Origin of the sequence: Pseudomonas sp. NBRC 111132 (assembly GCF_001320565.1) — a bacterium.
GTDB classification, from domain to species: domain Bacteria; phylum Pseudomonadota; class Gammaproteobacteria; order Pseudomonadales; family Pseudomonadaceae; genus Aquipseudomonas; species Aquipseudomonas putida_P.
The window spans coordinates 25,592-42,716 of record NZ_BCBI01000055.1 but is presented as its reverse complement, the minus strand read 5'-3'; the positions used below and the strand labels follow the sequence as shown (position 1 = coordinate 42,716).

Genomic DNA, 17,125 nt, shown 5'->3' with positions numbered 1-17,125 from the left:
TCGATGATGTACGAGCTGATGCTGATCTCCGTCAGCACCCCAAACAACAAGGTCACCGAGTGGCCAACAGCAAACAGCGTGACGTAAAGGCCAACGTCCTTCAGGCGATAGAGGAAGAAGATGACGCCGAAAAGGAACAGCAGATGGTCGTAGCCCGTCATCATGTGCTTGGCGCCCATGTAGATGAACGGGATCAACATGACCCCTGTGCTTTCCTGGATAAAGCCCTTGTCACCCTCTGCTACAGCATGGGCCAAGGCTTCTGGCATGCCAATGAACAGGGAAGCAACCAACAGGAACAGCAGAAACAATGGGTGGCGTGAACGCGTGGCGAACAGTCCCCTACCCGTTATCGAGTGCAGATGCATGGATAAACCCTTTCTTGCAATGATCGTGAGCCGCTAAGCGGCTGATGTCAGCAGGCAAGTAGAGGACGAGGTGGGCGCTCGATGCGGAAAATAGGCGGTCGAGGCACTGAATCGCCGGGTAATCCCATGCGAACCGAGGGCTCGAAAGTAGAAAAAAGCTGGACGGAGGACGTGAGTTGAGGCGTCTCGTGCTGATGGTCAGGGGTAAGCGGTGAGTGATAGTGGTCTGCGCACTGGGCACAGCTCCAGGAGGACTCAGCATGGTCATGCCCGTGCTGGACTACCTGCTTGCTGTACACAGGGCTCTGCGTCGGCACTGAAAGCGAATAGGCGTGACCGGTCCAAGCCAGCAGAAAGGCTATAGCCAGAAACACAGTCATGGTCGCTGAAAGTAGACGGCGAGACATCCTGACGCCTTCGTAACGGATACGGACTAGCAAACGGACACGTTTGACCTAACCCCCCTAGGGGGATAGCATGCAAGCCTAATGTAAAGCCGTCCGAGACTCAAGCCATGACCGAGCCAGTCCATGAACATATCCATGGCCACACCCATACTCATCAGAGTCACGAAGCAATCATCAAACGCCTGAAACGTGCTGACGGCCATCTGCGCAGCATCATTACCATGATCGAAGAAGGCCGTGAGTGCGTAGACATCGCCCAGCAGCTACATGCTGTCGAAAAGGCAGTTTGCCAAGCCAAGCGCACGCTCATTCAAGACCATATCGATCACTGCCTGGAAGATTCGGTTACCGCTTTGAGCAATGGTGATCGATCCGCAATCGACGAATTCAAGCAGATCACCAAATACCTCTAAAGGTTGTCCATCGCTTGCCCGTAAGGCGGTCACCATGATGTTGGCCCTTGGCAGTTACCTAGGTCTATTCCTGGCCGCATTCGGTGCTGCGACTCTGCTTCCAATGCAGTCCGAGGCAGTGCTTGCAGGGATGCTGGTCTCTGAGTATTACGATCCCCTGCTGCTTTTGACCGTTGCCACCTTGGGCAACGTGCTGGGTTCTGTGGTGAACTGGCTGCTAGGGTTGGGGGTTGAGCGTTACCGGGATCGCCGCTGGTTCCCAGTAGGTCCTGACAAGCTGCAGAAAGCGCAGAACGTGTACCACCGCTATGGCTACTGGTCTCTCCTGCTCAGCTGGGTCCCGCTGATAGGAGACCCCCTGACCCTTGTCGCGGGCATCATGAGAGAGCCGCTCTGGCGCTTTCTTCTGATCGTCTCGGTGGCCAAGGGCGCTCGGTACCTCATTCTCACCATGCTTGTCCTGGGAAGTATGCCTTGAACGTACAAAGCCGGGACACGGCCCCTACAAAGCCACGCAACGCAGAACAAGACTTGATCAAGTGGATCGCTCTCCTCACGATGGTTTTTGACCACATGCGTTTGGTATGGCCTGGTGCAGAGGATCTTTTCGTCCTGGGTAGACTTTCGTTTCCCCTGTTCTGCCTCGCTATCGCAATCAACGTCGCACGCACCCAGCCGGGCGAACTCTTCACCCGTAGTAATGGCCGATATCTCGCGCTGATGGTGCTGTTCGCTGCCATCTCGGAGGTCCCGTACCGAATGATCAGTAGCTCAGGCACGTTTAACGTGCTTTTCACGCTGATCTTGGGGTTGATGGTTGCCTGGGGAGTCCACCACCGGAACTGGTCCAGCCTCTTGATGGCTGCCATAGCACTCGGTTTCGCCAGTGTTTTCGCAGATCCACTGATGTACGGGTTTTACGGGGTATTGGTACCAGCGGCTTTAGTACTTGCGATCAAGCGCCCGGAATTTTTCGCGATGGTCCCGGTTGTACTGTGCGTGCTAGCCAATTCGCGTACAGGGCTTTTTTCGCAAGCCATCCACTTGGAGCCCGCTGCCTTGGCCGCCCTCATACTGGCTGCTCTGGCGCCACTTCTCGGACTGATAGTTCTGTGGTCGCGTATGCCTTTCAGGGTTCCGCCTGTGACTCAGTGGAGCTATTGGTTTTATCCAGGACACCTCGCTGCCTTGCTCGGTATTCGCTCCCTAATGTGAAGGCTTCGGTTGAGCGTATAGGTGTCCACTACTCCCCTTCGGTGAACCTGCTGCTCATTAACCAGGCTAAGACATACAGCACTTTTTGTATTTTTTCCCACTCCGGCAGGGGCAGGGTTCGTTCCGACCCACTTTCCTCCCATTCGACTGGCGTATGAGAGACTTTAACGATGATATTGGCGCTGGCGCCTGAGCATCTCTGGTGAGTTCGTCCATCTGATCAGACTCAGTCCAGGGAAAATTCAAAGTTACGCCGAATTGAATGTCACAATCCCCGTCGACAGCCAAGCCAAACCAAGTATCTGATCGCATAATGTACTTACGCTTGTGGCAATGGAATTGCAGCCGGCGCATCGCTGCCGGCGACGGCATTCTATTAGAGTGGAAGCAGATCCCGGAGTTACCTTGCTCAGCCCCGATCGTAAAGTCGTGCCCCTGCCCATCCTCTCGCGTCATACGAGTAATGGCTTCCAGCCCACGATGCACATTAAAAGCAGCATCCTCATTCATGGCTAAAAGCTGAAGTCCGAGTTCAAGCGTTGCAGGATTGGCCTCAGCTTCGATCTGAGAAATAACCTGCTCATAGCGCGTGCCTGCCAATCTAGTCAGTATGCCTTCAGGTGTATGCTTGCCGGGATGCCCCTCCCGCCGTACAGTCATAGCGGTATCGAGATCGACTGCATATGAGTCATCAATCATCACGTAGCTGAATTCCTCATCAAGCCACATGTTTCGTTTAAGATGGAATCCCAAGGCCGTCAGTTCATGACTCAGATTCACCTTACCGGCTGCGGCAATCCGTAGACGAATGTAGCTGAGGAACCTCAGCGGTGACGTTAACATCTCCGCAATAGCGTCCAAGAGGAAGACGTCCATAACGAGTGGCGCTTTGATCACCTCAGTCGTCTGGTAAGTTAGGTACTGACTGGATTGAAAAGCTAATGCCGGATAGTGTTCAGAAACGACGCTGAAAAGATAGATCTCTTTAGGAGGATGAGGAAGCTTCAATTCTCGACCTTGATCATTCTCCAGTCTGCACTCTCCCTCCACGATAATATTGGCGCAAATCCATCCCTGATCGTAGGACTGCTGAATGGCAGCGGCGAAGTCGGACTTTAGTTGTCCGTCATTGCCTTTTCTAGCCTCAAGGGTCAGCTTTTTCGCCTTGGCTTGGATGATGATCAGTCGATCCCCGAACACCACCAGCACGTCTGCTTCACCCGCAACGTCCTTGCCCTTGAACAAATTCACATTGGTATGCACGTTGTCCTGACCGAAAACGGCTCTCAATCTCAGCGCTGAGAACTGCTCTGCAAATGCACCGCGATGCTCCATAGCAGTCGGCCGGTACGGCTTGTCGGCCCACATCCAAAAAAAGGGCGACTCATAAAGTGCCTCATAAATTGCGTAGTGCTGGAACAGCAACACAGTACCGCGACCGGTTGGCAGCAACGGTGTGGCAGCGACCGCGTTGAAATCGCCAATGGTTTGGAACTGCAGGTTATCGCCAGTTAGCGTCAATGCACCGAAAACAGCTTCGACAATGGGAACATCCAGCCCGCTTGAGTCCGCAACAAGCTGTGCTGAATATTCGAACGCTCCTATCAATATGTGGGGGTCAATCACTGGGGCTCTGGACTTGGCAAAAGTCGCGCACGCCTTCTCGTCCATTAGGTTACACATTGTGCTAGCGACCAACTGGGCCTGGGTGATGGTGAAGCCCATTTTTTCAACGAGCCAGGTATCGTCCGCGCCGTACTTTGTGGGAAGTAAATCTCGGTACTGGAAACTATATGCGGACTCGGTTCCATAAAAAATCGGCTCCCGCATGGACATACCGTCCCAGCCTATCTCGGCTGTGCTACCGCTGACCGCTTGGGCCGTCAGAGATGAAAGCATCGGTCGAGAAAGTGCGTGGTGTAGCTCCAACATCAGCGTGTCGGTGCGTTCTACCAAATATCCCAGGACCTCTACGGTGGGCACGCTCATGTCCAAAGCCTGGCGGACCATCAACCCAAGCAAAGTCGTGATCTCAGTCCTCAATAATCGGTCGTTGGTGAACAGATGAGCCATATCCTTCGGGTTCAGCTCATCGCGGTACAGGACCAGGTTGTCCCGGTGACATATGAAGGCAATCGCATGAACGTAGCCAGGTGAGGCAGTTAGCTGCACAAGATCAGCTAGAACCTCCGTTTCGGTTCGACCTACAGGTGTCGGCATGCGGCATTACTCCATGGTTGGCTTAGGCGATCGGCAGACAGGTCTTGAGCGCGACATCGATGGTAGCGTGGCTTAATTTCCGCCATTAGCCCCCCGCGAAGCCTTTACAAGCTAGGCGCATGACATCCCCCATGCGGGTTTCAGTGCTCCCAGAGCAACCGCGGTTCCCAAATCCTATGATCGAAGCATCCTACACTGCGGTGACGCCCTACCGCCTGCATGCGTAGACCTTCCTGACCGGAATGATGATGCTCTGTCAAATGGTGGTTCACGTCTAGAATGAAACAGATATCCCGGCATGCGTGAAGGGAATCACTACTACCACTGACACGCCGCACAAGGAATAGATTTATGTATTTTTATGTAGATGAGAGTGGGCAAACGGGTCTGAATCTGTTCGACCCGCAGCAGCCGATTTTATACTATGGTGTACTGTCCTCGCCGCACAATGTGGATGAGGTCGCTAATGATGAAATTCAAGAACTACGCGAACGCTTTGGCGTTGCAAGATTGCACTCAAGTGAGTTGGGCATGGGGCGACTGACCAGTATTGCCTCTGAACTCTCGGCATTGCAAGCAAAGCTAGACTTGACCATAGATATTTATCGGATATCCAAACCTGATCATGCTTTGATAAGTTTTTTTGACCAGCTCTTTGATCAGGGGCTCAACAAGGCAGTTCCATGGTCAGCATATTGGACTCCTTTACGTTTCGTAGTATTAGCGAAGCTTGCATACCTATTTGATGAGGATTTGATTAAACTAGCCAGGAAGGCTCGAATCGAGAAAAAGACCGAAAAAGCAAATACTATATTGCAAGAGGTATGTAACACGCTGCTGTGTCGGATTGACTATCTTCCCGACCCTAGAAGTCGCGAAATAATACGAGATGCTCTTACATGGGCCTGCAAGCATCCTGATGAAATCCATTACAACATATACAGCAACAATGATCGCCTTCAAATATCTCCTAATTTAATCGGCTTCCAGTCAGTCATGCATGGTATTGCACTCAGACTGAAAGTCGGCGGAGGGGATGCCGCTGCAATCGTGGTTGACAGGCAAGGTGAGTTTAATCGCGCTCAAGAATGGGTCGCTAACTTTTATAGGAGCGCGAAAGATAAGGGTGGGCCATGGGAAGTTGGGCCGGGCCTGCCTAAAATGGATCTATCCAACATCCCCGACATTCCTATCACGTGCACCCCTGGCGATATGAGTGCTGGTTTAGAATTGGTGGATATTTATCTTTGGTTGATGAAGCGTCTTTTTGAGAAAAAAGATTTGAGCCCTGAGTTGCTAGAGCTTTTAGCGCCTCAAATGGAAAAAGGAATGACTGACGAGGTTTCGTTTGCTGGAATAATGAAACGATGGGAGCCAGTTCTGATGAATCTTCCTGATCCAAGCCCCGAAGAGGAAAAGCGTGCGCGACAACTCATGGCCCGTCATGAAGAGTATCGAAAAAATCATCTTGATGGAATATAGATTCGTTTAGGCAATCATCCGGGGCGATATGGACTCGGTGCAGCAACAGACTGCACCAACCGTAAACTGAATGCGACAGCACCAAATCATTTGATGTCGACAACCATCGCCTTTGCAGGAGCAGCATCAAGAATTTGTACAGCATCACCTACCTCTTTGTATTCCTTCCAGAATCGTTCGAGTGCGCTCATACCACCAGCTAATTGTACTGCGCGAATAAGACCTGCATGCGCAGCTATCAGCCTCTTTAATTTAAGTACCAGTACTTCATTGTCTCTGTTTAAGCGCTGCGATTTTTTGTCGTGTACGTCGAAAGAAGATAAACTCGCTGCCGCAGCCCGCGCTTCAAGTTGTTTTTGGCGACTTTCGACAATGAGTTTCATTCGTGCAGGGTTGCGTGTAAATGCCGAGGCGTTTTTGAGCAGCGAATGGTGGCGAGCGATTGCCCGCGCCGTAATATCGACGTCCTCTAGCGCCAACTGATCAAGAACTTTTTTCAATTCAACATTTGAAGGATCCAGCAAGGTTCTCATGAGAAGATGTCCTTTTTGTCAAGTCTTGAGTAATCGACTCCATCGGGATAAATTGTTTCATATGGCTGAGCTTCAATTGCTTTTTGCACACCATCAATGAGTTTGGATGCATGCGCAATTTGATTCGCTCGACCTGTTGTTCTCACCGGCTTGCCCTCAGCAGAGCAGCGCATAATCACTAGACTTTCTTTCAAATCAATCAACGTCTGCCGATGATGGGGCAAGCCACTTGCTGCAAAATGCCTGCATCCATCGAAACACTTGAGATGTCTCGAGCAAGGATTAAGGGAGAAGCTGTTGGTGCAGAAGCCGTAAGGAGTTACATGAAATCCATCTGAGTTGGCTGCGAGGTATGCAAACGCTGCCTCATCACCATGTTCTAGTTGAATTCTCTTGAAAGATTCTCCGATATGGCTACTAACAGCTATGCCGCTCACGACCATTTTTGCCACTAATTCGTGAGTGCTACCTGCGGGAATAAACTGCTGCGCTACAGTGGGCAGTTCGACGAATTTGAGTTTTTCAGCAAGGCTACGATGATCGTACTCATAACTCTGTGCTACTGACACTCGGCCAAACTGATGTGTGATGACTGTATCTGAAACGTTCTGGCGAAACAACTCAGTATTCATCAAGTGTCGCAACGAATGAGGTTTGATAGACAATTTCTTCATTTCCGAAGTTGAGCCATACTTCTTAAAGAAGGAAAGTGAACCATTACCTTTCACCATACCAAGCGAAGTGTACATTCTAAGCTCGCGCGGCGTGGTAATAACTGAATCACCAGAAACAGCGGCGCTCGACAAAGGCCATTTCTTAATACACCCGGCAGTAAGAAATAGCCGTTGCCATGTCCCTACAGTACCTCCTGAATCCGTTCTAAATATTCGCAGGTCAGATCCGAACGTTTGAGACTGATTTAGATATTGATTTTCCAGAACCCCCCTAAATGGCTTCGTAGCAAGCCTCGCTTCCAGTATCGTGCTTTCAATGAGCTGCTCAAATCTTTTTGGCACAAAATAAAAACTTTCAATCAGAGTGCCAGGAGTTTTGTTTCGTTTTTTCTCTGAATAATAGCGCAATCTCAAAGAACGTCCTACCCCGCCGATATCGGATGCGCTTTTATTGGTGACCACATCTACATGCTCGACCCATGTCAGGCAGTCTTCAGGCAGCGTTAACACCTCATTAATACGCAAACCCGTAAGTATTAATATCCTGATAACTAAAAAATAAATTAAATCATTATATGTTCTTGCGCGCTCACAAAACACGATTCTAGTCAACTCGAATAGCGAGTCTGCCTCAGGAAGCTTGGATGCATCTTTTCGTACCAGGTAGCCGGCTAAAAGCCCTGGCCTTCGATCTCGCTTTACCGTTGGGCGAACAGGACAGAAGTTTGAGATCATGTTTTCATCAATAATCTTGGCCACAGTAGCTATATCCCGCGAGGCCTTTTCACTCCACGACTTAATAGATAGTAGCGCTTCAAAATTTTCTCGTGAGATCTCATATGGAGTTAGTACGGTACTTGAGAATAGTCGCCTTGCTGCCTTAGCTACTACTTGCGCGCAATCCGCTGTGCGACCACTCAAGCAAATACTCCCGATTATAGCCTTGATGAAGTCTTGGACTATTGTTGGAAGCACTCGACTGGCTGGAAGGCGTGCTTCAGGCCAGCCTGCGGTTAGGGCCAGTTGATGAGTTTCTATATCTACTCCGAAGCCCCCTGTACCATATGCATGCCTGTCGTGACTATCGTTAAGGATTCGAAGATCCCAATCTGTACCTTTTATCGGTTGGCCACAGTCATTCAGAGGAATGTCCCAGATTACTCCTTTTGCCTCAACAGCTCTGCGCACACTGGTGACAAACTTCTCAAATAGATATTTCGCCGATGGCTCATTGGACGGAGATTCAATCACGGCCATTTTACTTCGCCCCCGCAATCTGATCGATATTGTCTAAAATTTGCTGAGCTCCTGAGAGCGCACGAGTGAGCTGGAGATAAGCTGGGCTTTCCGCACTGATACCAATGTCCAAAAACCTCCTAACCTGTTGTCGCATGCCGTCAACGGCCTGCAGATGAGGTTCCTTTTGCAAAGAGGGCATAAACTTTGCACATCCATAACAAGACGTTACTGGATTATAGGCACAATGGCTCTGACCTGTCTGACATAGCCCTACTCCTGCAATGAGGGAATTGCCTACGACAGCTCCTATCTGCTGATCTTCTTGCGCGTTTAGAATTTCCTCAAGAGAAGCAAATCTACCTGAAGCAATGCTTTGGAGTTTCGCATACAACTTAGATGCCCCAAGCGCCGAATTGACGAGGTCGGCTTGTTGCATGCTAGCGTGTATATAAGCTCCAGAAGTACCCGTATAGACATGACCTAAGAACTTACAAATGCTTTCGCGACTATGCCCGGCATCTGCCAATGACTGCGCTGCAGTATGACGCAACTGTGGAGCGGTACAATCCAGGTTAACTCCATAACGCCGGCAGAAAGCCTTGGCTTCCGCCCAAAGAGCCGTAGAGTTGGTTGCTTCGAATAGTCGTTTTCTGCCTGCAGCTTTTGCAGACTCCCACAGTCTTTTTACTATCTGGACCCACTCTGGTTTAACCTGACGAACAATTTCAAATTGCTGCTCATCACGCTGCTTGGCTGCGTGAAACGAAACAATGCAAGCACTTTCATCATTTGCATCCTTAAAAAATCTTACATGCTCAGTATCCAAGCACAACACCTGCACAGGTCGAACACCGTGTTGATATATAAACACCAAAGCGGCCGCCCCTTCTAAATATTCATTTTCGACTTCAGCACTCCATGCTTCTGCATCTAATGATCTTACAATATCTGCCTGCAAGCTTATATTTACAAGTTCTTCCCGACTTATAAGGGTGTTCTTCCTGCGTGCCATTCCTGCATTTGCATGGGTATTCAAGCTACGAACTAGACTTAGGGCCCTCCCATTCCAATGCCCCACCTCAGCATCGCAAGCCATTTTAAGGAGACGTTTCATAACACCTGAAAAAGATGAGTCTGTGACATGCTCATTCCAAGCATTTCTTAGCTCTTCCGCAGGGGTCGTAACCAGCGTACAAACACTCTCCCATTTGCGGACCAATAACCTTGCAGCACGATGAAGACTACTAGGACTTTGATGCCCAGACGTCAACATTGCTAGCCTTCTCTGCAAAGCGCCCGCGGAGCCGCTCGCGAATGAAATCGATTCAGCACCCCCTTTATAACTGAACTTCCACTCATTTTCGTCAGCCTCAACCACATAAGTAACATCAGTGTACTTATCGTAAAGAGAAATAATTGCTGGCGGCAGTGGCCAGGCCCATTCGAGAATAAAAGTTTCAGCACTACTTCCCGCACAATTCACGGTAGTTGAAGCGCTCTTACCCTTATATGCTCTCATGTTGAATATCTCGCAACGCGCTTATTTTTAAGTCAAATAGCCGACCCCACGCCTGCATGAGATCTTCTTGAATTGCTGCGCGGGCATAATGCTCTGGCATAGCCGAATTTACGGACCAGCCAAAAAATGCACGCATACGCTGGAACGTAAGTTCCCTGTCTTGTTCACAATCCATGAACGTCGCGTAATATGCTGTTGCGCAGGTATGCCGAAGATCATGGGGGGATATATGTGCCTTTCCGCCTGTGCGATCACTGAATTTTTTTAATGCCTTGGGTGAGATTGCGCCTGACAGTGCGTGGAAAATCTTGGTTACAGCCTCAGCAGATAGAGGAGCTCCTGTAGCCGCTGTAAAAGCGTAGCCGTGCTCTGACGAGTCGTATCTGCTCTCGGCTATGTACTGTTGATAAAGGTTTGCAAGTTCCGGCGAAATTGGTACTTGCCTATGTGCCTGCTCAGTTTTCATGCTTGGGGCAGTAGATCGGGTTTCAGATTCTGTCCCGGCCGTAACGTCCAGCCAATACACAACCTCTTGAGACTTCGTATCTACGTCAGATTTGAGAGCATCACAAGTCAGCAGCATCAACTCGCTGCGCCTGAGTCCTACCAGCAGAAGCATGTTAAGGATCAGCCAATTCCTGTTCTTAATGCGCACACCTTGGAAGGGGTTTCGATCTGAAGCAGGATTTCCAACCTCAAGCAGATCAAACAATGTGCTCGCTGGAATCGAGCGGATAAACCTTACCCGCCCCCTCTGAGGCTTTCTCATCCTTCCCATCGCAGACAAGGTCGATCGAAGAGAACGCCATGCTTCGCACGAAGCTGATCGATGAGAGGCCAGGTGCACCATGAACCTTCTGACAGCATCCCATCGCTGAACAGCCGTTGTTGAGTAGTTTTTGGCGGATGTCAGATTCAGATAAAACGCCTCCACCAACTCCTGCGTTCTGGCCGCATCACGGCTACTCACAGCTGAATCGAACGAATCAACCCCGTACCGGTCATCACAGAAAGAGTAGAAAACATCTATGTGACGCAGGGTTGTCTTACGGGTGTTCTCCGCTAGGGCATGTCCTTGATTACTCAGGGACCACACGGTTGCCCAAAACCTAGGGAGCATGCGATGAGGATCAACGATGACGAGGTCGGGCAACGCACCAGTTTTAACCATCATGAAAGCCACCGATCACTGAGTGTGAATCATTTGAGGAGACCCCATCCCATTGAGCTTAGATCGCAACAGGCCGGCAGGTGCCTATTAAAGTTCGACGGCTACCGCATCATGGCCCGCATCGACGGCGAAGACATCCGCCTGTTTACCCGCAATGGCCACGACTGGAGCAGCAAAATGCCCCGGCAGGTGGCTGCCTTGCGCGCGCTGGGTGTCGGTTCGGCCTGGCTCGATGGCGAAATGGTGGTGGTTGACGAAAATGGCGCAGCAGACTTCCAAGCCTTGCAGAACGCCTTCGATACCGAGCATGACGAAGGCATTGCCTATTACCTGTTCGACCTGCCGTTTCTTGGTGGTCGGGACCTGCGTCAGGTACCGCTGCAGGGCCGCCGCGACACCTTGCGCCAACTGCTTGGGCACGATGAGTCGGACGTACTCAAGTTTTCTGCCGACTTTGACCAGCCTGTCGAATCCCTGCTCGACAGCGCCTGCCGTCTGCAGCACGAAGGGCTGATCGGCAAACGCGTCGACAGCCCGTACAGTGGCCGCCGCAGCTCGGACTGGGTCAAGCTCAAGTGCAAGCAACGCCAGGAATTCGTGATCGTCGGCTACACCGACCCCAAAGGCAGCCGCAGCGGCTTCGGGGCCTTGCTGCTGGCCCTGCACGACAACGACAGTGGTGAGCTGCGCTATGCCGGAAAGGTAGGTACCGGCTTCAGTGATACCACCCTGGCCACGCTGCTTGCCCGGTTAACGTCCCTGGAAACTGCCAAGCCAGCCGTGGCCAGGCCGCCCACCGGTGCCGAAGCCCGTGGTGTGCATTGGCTGCAACCGAAACTGCTCGCTGAAGTCGCCTATGCCCAGATGACCCGTGATGGCATCGTACGCCACTCGGTTTTCCACGGCCTGCGCGACGACAAGGCGGCAACAGCTATCGACCTGGAGCGCGCCATGCCCGCCAAGACCGTGCCTAAGCGCAGCAAGCAGGCCAAGACGTCTGAAACCCCGGATGAACTGCACCTGACACATCCTGACAGGGTGATCGACGCCACGCTGGGTGCGACCAAGCGCGAAGTCGCCGAATACTATGCCGACATCAGCCAATGGATCCTGCCACAGCTCAAGCACCGCCCGGTGGCGCTGGTTCGCGCACCGGACGGCCTGGCCGGCGAGCTCTTCTTCCAAAAGAACGCGGGCCAGCTGCACATCCCCAACGTGCTTAGCTACGAAAAGGCCGAGGCCGGCCAGGCGGCGATGGTTATCAATCGCCCAGACACGCTGCTAGGCGCGGTGCAGATGAACATGCTTGAACTGCACACCTGGAACGCCACGGACAAGGACTTCGACAAACCCGACCGCTTCGTGCTCGACCTGGACCCTGACCCCGCGTTGCCCTGGAAGGCCATGCTGGAGGCAACTCAGCTCACCCTTACCCTGCTTGACGAGCTAGGCCTGAAGGTGTTCCTGAAAACCAGTGGAGGCAAAGGCATTCATGTTGTAGTGCCGTTGACCCGGCGCGCCGGCTGGGACGAAGTCAAAGGCTTCAGCCACGCCATCGTCAACTACCTGGCCACGTTGTTCCCGGACCGTCTCAGCGCGGTTTCTGGGCCGAAAAACCGTGTTGGGCGCATCTTCATCGATTACCTGCGCAACAGCAAAGGCGCCACCACCGCGTGCGCTTACTCCCTGCGAGCCCGAGAGGGACTGCCTGTTTCGGTGCCCATATGGCGCGAGGAGCTGGTGCAGCTCAAGGCCGCCAACACGTGGAACATCGCCAACGTGCGCGAGCGTCTCGCAGAAGTCGAAGACCCATGGGCCGACCTGGGCAAGGTGCGCCAGTCCATCACTGCCCGCATGCGCAAGCAACTGGGGCTCTCGTGATGGCGCAACAGCGAATGGACATGACCCGGGAGACACGCCCATGAGCATCGTTCAAGACTTCAACCTGACCACCCTTGACCGCCTGTTGCGCGCCTTTGGCGAACGCCAGCAAGCGCTTAACCTCGACACCCAGCTGCCGCAGCTGATTCAGGCGCTGCAAGCTGACCACCTGGACCTGCTGCCCTTGCCGGGGCAAGGCAACACCCTGCGTCGCTGGCAGACCTTGGCCCGCGTGGCGGGTTGCGACCTGGCTCTGGCCAAACTCTATGAAGGCCACACAGATGCCCTGGCAATTCTGGCCGAGTGTGGTGCCGCGTACCAGGCGCGCGACGGCATCTGGGGCGTGTGGGCCGCCGAACCGCCTGATGCCCGTACGCGGATCACGGCTCGCGAAGGTAAACAGGTGCTATTGAACGGCCGCAAGGCCTGGTGTTCAGGCGCCTTGCAGATCGACCGGGCGTTGATCACCGCCTGGGATGAGGCGGAGCAACCGCAACTGGTGGCCATCGAATTGTCGCAACCGAGCCAGGGTTTGAACATCGAGCATTGGCAGGCTGTAGGCATGGGCACGACTGCCAGCGTCGAACTGTCGTTCAACGACACTCCTGGTACGCTCATCGGCAAGGCCGGCCAATACCTTGCACGCCCAGGCTTCTGGCACGGCGGTGCAGGCATCGCCGCCTGCTGGTTCGGCGCGGCTGAAGCGCTGGCGGACTACCTGCGCGAACACTGCCGCAGGCCCCGCCCCGACCCGCATGCCGATGCCCATCTGGGGGCCGTTGACGCTGCGTTGTACGGTGCCCGCGCAGCGCTGCGCGAGTGCGCCGCCTGGATCGACCTGCAGCCTGCAGCAGATGCCAGTTTCGAAGTGCGCCGTACCCGTGCCCAGGTAGAACAGGCGGTGGAACAGGTGATCAGCCATGTCGGGCGAGCGCTGGGCGCCACACCCTTCTGCCGCAGCAGCCATTTTGCTCGGCTGAGCGCCGATCTGCCGGTGTTCATTCGCCAAAGTCATGCCGAGCGTGACCTGGCGGTGTTGGGCCAGCAGTTGGCGCAGGGGCCGGCCGGAGCCTGGCAGCTATGAACGAGAATCTGATTCAGTCGAGCAGTGGCACGCCTTGGGCATCCTGGCAACAGGCCGCGCATCTGGCCCGTGCTACCTGGCTCGATCCGCGCCAGCTTTGCCCGCCAGGGCGCCGCCTGGTATTGATTGCACCCCACCCGGACGACGAAATACTCATGGCCGGCGGCCTGCTGGCGGGGTTCACCGGTCGCGAAGAAGAACTGGTGCTGATTTCCGCCACCGATGGTGAGGGCAGTCACCCAGGTTCCAGCCACTGGAGCGAGCACCGCTTGCGTCGCCAGCGCCCTCTGGAGAGCCGCCAGGCCCTGAAGCAGCTGGGCCTGGAGCCAAACCAGATGGACTGGCGCAGGCTGCATCTCAAGGACGGCCAGCTGCCGCGTGAAGAAGCGTTTCTGGTTAGCCACCTCACCCAGTTGCTGCGGCCCGATGACCTGTTGATGGCTACCTGGCGTAATGACGGGCATTGCGATCACGAGGCCGTCGGCCGCGCTGCCGCGCATGCGGCGGCGGCCCGCCAGGTGCAATTGGCCGAGGTACCGGTTTGGGCATGGCATTGGGCAGAGCCTGACGATCCACGTCTGCCGTGGCCCCGTGCCCACCGTCTGCAACTCGATGAAAGCCGCTTGGCACGCAAGCGCAAGGCGTTGGCCGCTCACGTCAGCCAGCTGGGACGGGACGACGAACAGCCAGTGCTGCCGTCCAATCTGCTGGATTGTCTGCTGCAACCTTTCGAATTGGTCTTTCTGTAGTGGAGCCTTCATGAGCCTCGATTCGCAGTATTTCGCCGAGCTTTACGCCACCAACGAAGACCCTTGGGCCTTCCGCACTCGCTGGTACGAGAAACGCAAGCGCGAGTTGGTCATGGCCAGCCTGCCTCGGCAGTGCTATCAGCGAGTGTTCGAGCCAGCCTGTGCCAATGGCGAGCTCAGTGCGCTGCTGGCCGAACGCTGCGCCGACCTGCTCTGCCAGGACCTGGACCCGACCGCTGTGAACCTGGCCCGCGTGCGGCTTGCACAGGTACCCAATGCCTCGGTGGAACTGGCCCGGTTACCTACTCACTGGCCGAGCGGGCGCTTTGACCTGATCGTGCTCAGCGAAGTGGGCTACTACCTCGACTCCACCGACTGGCTGCATGTGATCGAGCAATCAGCGGCCAGCCTGACCTACGACGGTGGGCTGCTGGCGTGCCACTGGAAGCATCCCATCGTCGGTTGCCCGCAGGATGGCCGTGAAGTGCACCGCATGCTCGCCCGGCACCTGCCGCTGTATCAGCAGTTCCAGCATGAAGAGGCGGACTTCGTGCTGGAATACTGGTCCTGCCAGCCCAGCGTGGTCGACCTCGACGAGACCTGCCCATGATTGCCGTGGTCATCCCTGCGCATAACGAAGCGCGCCGGCTGGGACGCTGCCTGCGGGCGGTGCTGGTCGCTGCCCAGCAGGCGCAGCAGGCGGGGTACCGCGTGGAGGTGCTGGTGGTACTCGACCGCTGCAGTGACGCAAGCGCTGCGGTGGCAAGGCGTTTCGGTGTCCAGGCCTTGATGGTGGATGCCGGGAATGTCGGCATGGCGCGCCGGGTGGGTGCGGCGCACATGCTCGAACGCGGCGCGCAGTGGTTGGCCTGCACCGATGCAGATAGCCGGGTACCGGCACACTGGCTGATGTCGCAGCTGGCCTGCAGCGCCGATGTGGTGTGCGGCACGGTGCACATCGACTACTGGCAACCCTGGCACACAGCCGCCCTGCGCAAGGTGTACCAGAGCCGCTATGAAGCGCGCGAAGGCCACCGGCATGTGCACGGCGCGAATCTGGGGGTATGTTCCGATGCCTACGCGCGGGTGGGCGGCTTCAAACCGTTGGCGGCGCATGAAGATGTGCAACTGGTCAGTGACCTTCAGGCCTGCGGCGCGCAGATCGTCTGGACCGCCAGGCACAGCGTGGCCACCAGCAGCCGGCTTGACAGCCGCGCCCGCGAAGGGTTTGGTGATTATCTGGCGAGGTTGCAGGCACAGGCCTCGCAAAGCGCCCCCGACAGCCCTCCGGTTAAAACTTCATGACGCCTTGCGCGCTTTCTTCGCCGGCTTCTTGCCTGCCAGGCTGCGCTTGAGCAGTTCGGTAAGGTCGAGGATTTCCGCACCCTTTCCAGCACTCGCAGCGTCGCCGTTCACCACAGACTCGATCTTGCCCTTGCTGGCCTTCTCTTCCACCAGGTCCATGATGGTCTGGCGGAAGGCATCGTGATACGCCTCGGGCTTCCAAGGCTCGCTCATGTCCTCCACCAGACGCTTGGCCATGTCCAGCTCGCGCTTTTCCACCTTGTTGTCCGTCACGCTGCTGTCCAGTTCCAGCGTCTCCAGCCCGCGTACTTCTTCGGGCCAGCGCAGGGTAATCATCACCAGCGCGTCGTCCAGGGGGCGCAGCAGCGCCAGATGCTGGCGGGTATGCAGAACCACGGTGGCCAGTGCCACCTTGCCGGTCTTCTGAAGCGTCTCGCGCAGCAAGGCATACACCTTGCCACCACGGCGGTCCGGGGTTAGGTAGTACGGCGTATCGAAATGCTGCAGTGGGATCTCGCCAGCTTCGACGAAGGAAAAGATATCGATGGTCTGGGTCGCTTCGGGCCGAGCCTTGCGGATCTCTTCCTCGCTGATTACGACGTAGCGGCCCTTCTCGAATTCGACGCCCTTGACGATGTTGTCCTTGTCGATTTCCTTGCCGGTCACCTTGTTCACCCGCTTATAGCCCACAGGCTCCATGCTGCGCTTGTCGAGCCAGTCGAAATCCACCCGCTCGGTACGCACGGCGGTATGGAGTGCCACGGGGATGTGCACGAGGCCAAAACTGATGGCGCCTTTCCAGATTGCCCGAGCCATGAAGTGCTCCGAAGATTGCCTGCCGATACCAGAAGTGACTGCGGCGGGC

Annotated in this window: 16 protein-coding genes; 9 read left to right on the top strand and 7 right to left on the bottom strand. The window is 54.7% G+C overall.

Annotated features, from left to right (window positions below; all coding sequences use genetic code 11):
- The coding region (locus APH35_RS22260) for a HupE/UreJ family protein (RefSeq protein ID WP_177335387.1) at positions 1–368 on the bottom strand (368 nt) is incomplete at its 3' end.
- A gap of 514 nt (positions 369–882) precedes the next feature.
- On the opposite strand from APH35_RS22260, the gene APH35_RS22255 reads away from it, so the two are divergent.
- Genes APH35_RS22255 through APH35_RS22245 form a run of 3 tightly spaced genes read left to right on the top strand, consistent with a single transcriptional unit; the run spans position 883 to position 2,403 of the window.
- Positions 883–1,188: a metal-sensing transcriptional repressor gene (locus APH35_RS22255; RefSeq protein WP_019751578.1), complete on the top strand. Its 306-nt coding sequence runs from the start codon at positions 883–885 to the stop codon at positions 1,186–1,188.
- A gap of 37 nt (positions 1,189–1,225) precedes the next feature.
- Positions 1,226–1,666 (top strand): YqaA family protein, encoded by a 441-nt coding sequence (locus APH35_RS22250; protein ID WP_029380634.1) that lies wholly within the window; start codon positions 1,226–1,228, stop codon positions 1,664–1,666.
- A gap of 53 nt (positions 1,667–1,719) precedes the next feature.
- On the top strand, positions 1,720–2,403 hold the full coding sequence (locus tag APH35_RS22245; protein WP_019751580.1) for a TraX family protein: 684 nt from the start codon (positions 1,720–1,722) through the stop codon (positions 2,401–2,403).
- Positions 2,404–2,469: 66 nt separating this feature from the next.
- Here the strand turns inward: APH35_RS22245 and APH35_RS22240 are convergent, their stop codons facing one another.
- A complete protein-coding gene (locus APH35_RS22240) occupies positions 2,470–4,623 on the bottom strand; it encodes an SEC-C metal-binding domain-containing protein (RefSeq protein ID WP_019751581.1) in 2,154 nt (717 codons plus the stop codon).
- 351 nt (positions 4,624–4,974) lie between these two features.
- On the opposite strand from APH35_RS22240, the gene APH35_RS22235 reads away from it, so the two are divergent.
- Positions 4,975–6,105, top strand: coding sequence for a DUF3800 domain-containing protein (locus tag APH35_RS22235; RefSeq protein WP_019751582.1), 1,131 nt, complete (start codon positions 4,975–4,977; stop codon positions 6,103–6,105).
- An 86-nt stretch (positions 6,106–6,191) separates the two neighbouring features.
- Here APH35_RS22235 and APH35_RS22230 read toward each other — a convergent pair whose 3' ends face one another.
- From APH35_RS22230 to APH35_RS28555, 4 genes are read right to left on the bottom strand one after another with little or no spacing between them, the layout of a single operon-like run.
- Complete coding sequence (locus APH35_RS22230) at positions 6,192–6,638, bottom strand: hypothetical protein (protein ID WP_019751583.1); 447 nt, start codon at positions 6,636–6,638, stop codon at positions 6,192–6,194.
- Entirely contained in the window at positions 6,635–8,569 is a 1,935-nt protein-coding gene (locus tag APH35_RS28880) for a hypothetical protein (protein ID WP_123902471.1), read from the bottom strand. The genes APH35_RS22230 and APH35_RS28880 overlap by 4 nt, the downstream gene beginning before the upstream one ends.
- Position 8,570: 1 nt before the next feature.
- On the bottom strand, positions 8,571–10,070 hold the full coding sequence (locus tag APH35_RS28560; protein WP_081259081.1) for a tyrosine-type recombinase/integrase: 1,500 nt from the start codon (positions 10,068–10,070) through the stop codon (positions 8,571–8,573).
- Positions 10,057–11,244: a tyrosine-type recombinase/integrase gene (locus APH35_RS28555; RefSeq protein ID WP_063977569.1), complete on the bottom strand. Its 1,188-nt coding sequence runs from the start codon at positions 11,242–11,244 to the stop codon at positions 10,057–10,059. The genes APH35_RS28560 and APH35_RS28555 overlap by 14 nt, the downstream gene beginning before the upstream one ends.
- On the opposite strand from APH35_RS28555, the gene ligD reads away from it, so the two are divergent.
- From ligD to APH35_RS22200, 5 genes are read left to right on the top strand one after another with little or no spacing between them, the layout of a single operon-like run.
- Positions 11,140–13,122 carry a DNA ligase D gene (gene ligD, locus APH35_RS22220; protein ID WP_374701351.1) on the top strand — a complete coding sequence of 661 codons (1,983 nt, stop codon included), beginning with the start codon at positions 11,140–11,142 and terminating at the stop codon, positions 13,120–13,122. The genes APH35_RS28555 and ligD overlap by 105 nt on opposite strands.
- Positions 13,123–13,162: 40 nt before the next feature.
- Entirely contained in the window at positions 13,163–14,206 is a 1,044-nt protein-coding gene (locus APH35_RS22215; RefSeq protein ID WP_012272275.1) for an acyl-CoA dehydrogenase, read from the top strand.
- Positions 14,203–14,955 (top strand): PIG-L deacetylase family protein, encoded by a 753-nt coding sequence (locus APH35_RS22210; RefSeq protein WP_012272276.1) that lies wholly within the window; start codon positions 14,203–14,205, stop codon positions 14,953–14,955. Before APH35_RS22215 ends, APH35_RS22210 begins: the two co-directional genes overlap by 4 nt.
- A gap of 10 nt (positions 14,956–14,965) precedes the next feature.
- Positions 14,966–15,565, top strand: a complete 600-nt coding sequence (locus APH35_RS22205) for a class I SAM-dependent methyltransferase (RefSeq protein ID WP_012272277.1) — start codon at positions 14,966–14,968, stop codon at positions 15,563–15,565.
- Positions 15,562–16,260 (top strand): glycosyltransferase, encoded by a 699-nt coding sequence (locus APH35_RS22200; RefSeq protein ID WP_060492369.1) that lies wholly within the window; start codon positions 15,562–15,564, stop codon positions 16,258–16,260. The genes APH35_RS22205 and APH35_RS22200 overlap by 4 nt, the downstream gene beginning before the upstream one ends.
- On the opposite strand, the gene ku is transcribed toward APH35_RS22200, so the two are convergent.
- Complete coding sequence (ku, locus tag APH35_RS22195) at positions 16,255–17,076, bottom strand: non-homologous end joining protein Ku (RefSeq protein WP_060515531.1); 822 nt, start codon at positions 17,074–17,076, stop codon at positions 16,255–16,257. The two genes, APH35_RS22200 and ku, sit on opposite strands and share 6 nt — an antisense overlap.
- Positions 17,077–17,125: the final 49 nt, after the last annotated feature.

Excerpts from the sequence above, each read along its gene's own strand:
- APH35_RS28560 (WP_081259081.1), bottom strand. The coding sequence starts at position 10,070 with ATGAGAGCATATAAGGGTAAGAGCGCTTCAACTACCGTGAATTGTGCG.
- APH35_RS22250 (WP_029380634.1), top strand. The coding sequence starts at position 1,226 with ATGTTGGCCCTTGGCAGTTACCTAGGTCTATTCCTGGCCGCATTCGGT.
- APH35_RS22240 (WP_019751581.1), bottom strand. The coding sequence starts at position 4,623 with ATGCCGACACCTGTAGGTCGAACCGAAACGGAGGTTCTAGCTGATCTT.
- APH35_RS22235 (WP_019751582.1), top strand. The coding sequence starts at position 4,975 with ATGTATTTTTATGTAGATGAGAGTGGGCAAACGGGTCTGAATCTGTTC.
- APH35_RS28880 (WP_123902471.1), bottom strand. The coding sequence starts at position 8,569 with ATGGCCGTGATTGAATCTCCGTCCAATGAGCCATCGGCGAAATATCTA.
- ligD (WP_374701351.1), top strand. The coding sequence starts at position 11,140 with ATGTCCTTGATTACTCAGGGACCACACGGTTGCCCAAAACCTAGGGAG.
- APH35_RS22210 (WP_012272276.1), top strand. The coding sequence starts at position 14,203 with ATGAACGAGAATCTGATTCAGTCGAGCAGTGGCACGCCTTGGGCATCC.
- ku (WP_060515531.1), bottom strand. The coding sequence starts at position 17,076 with ATGGCTCGGGCAATCTGGAAAGGCGCCATCAGTTTTGGCCTCGTGCAC.
- APH35_RS22255 (WP_019751578.1), top strand. The coding sequence starts at position 883 with ATGACCGAGCCAGTCCATGAACATATCCATGGCCACACCCATACTCAT.
- APH35_RS22215 (WP_012272275.1), top strand. The coding sequence starts at position 13,163 with ATGAGCATCGTTCAAGACTTCAACCTGACCACCCTTGACCGCCTGTTG.
- APH35_RS22230 (WP_019751583.1), bottom strand. The coding sequence starts at position 6,638 with ATGAGAACCTTGCTGGATCCTTCAAATGTTGAATTGAAAAAAGTTCTT.
- APH35_RS28555 (WP_063977569.1), bottom strand. The coding sequence starts at position 11,244 with ATGATGGTTAAAACTGGTGCGTTGCCCGACCTCGTCATCGTTGATCCT.
- APH35_RS22205 (WP_012272277.1), top strand. The coding sequence starts at position 14,966 with ATGAGCCTCGATTCGCAGTATTTCGCCGAGCTTTACGCCACCAACGAA.
- APH35_RS22200 (WP_060492369.1), top strand. The coding sequence starts at position 15,562 with ATGATTGCCGTGGTCATCCCTGCGCATAACGAAGCGCGCCGGCTGGGA.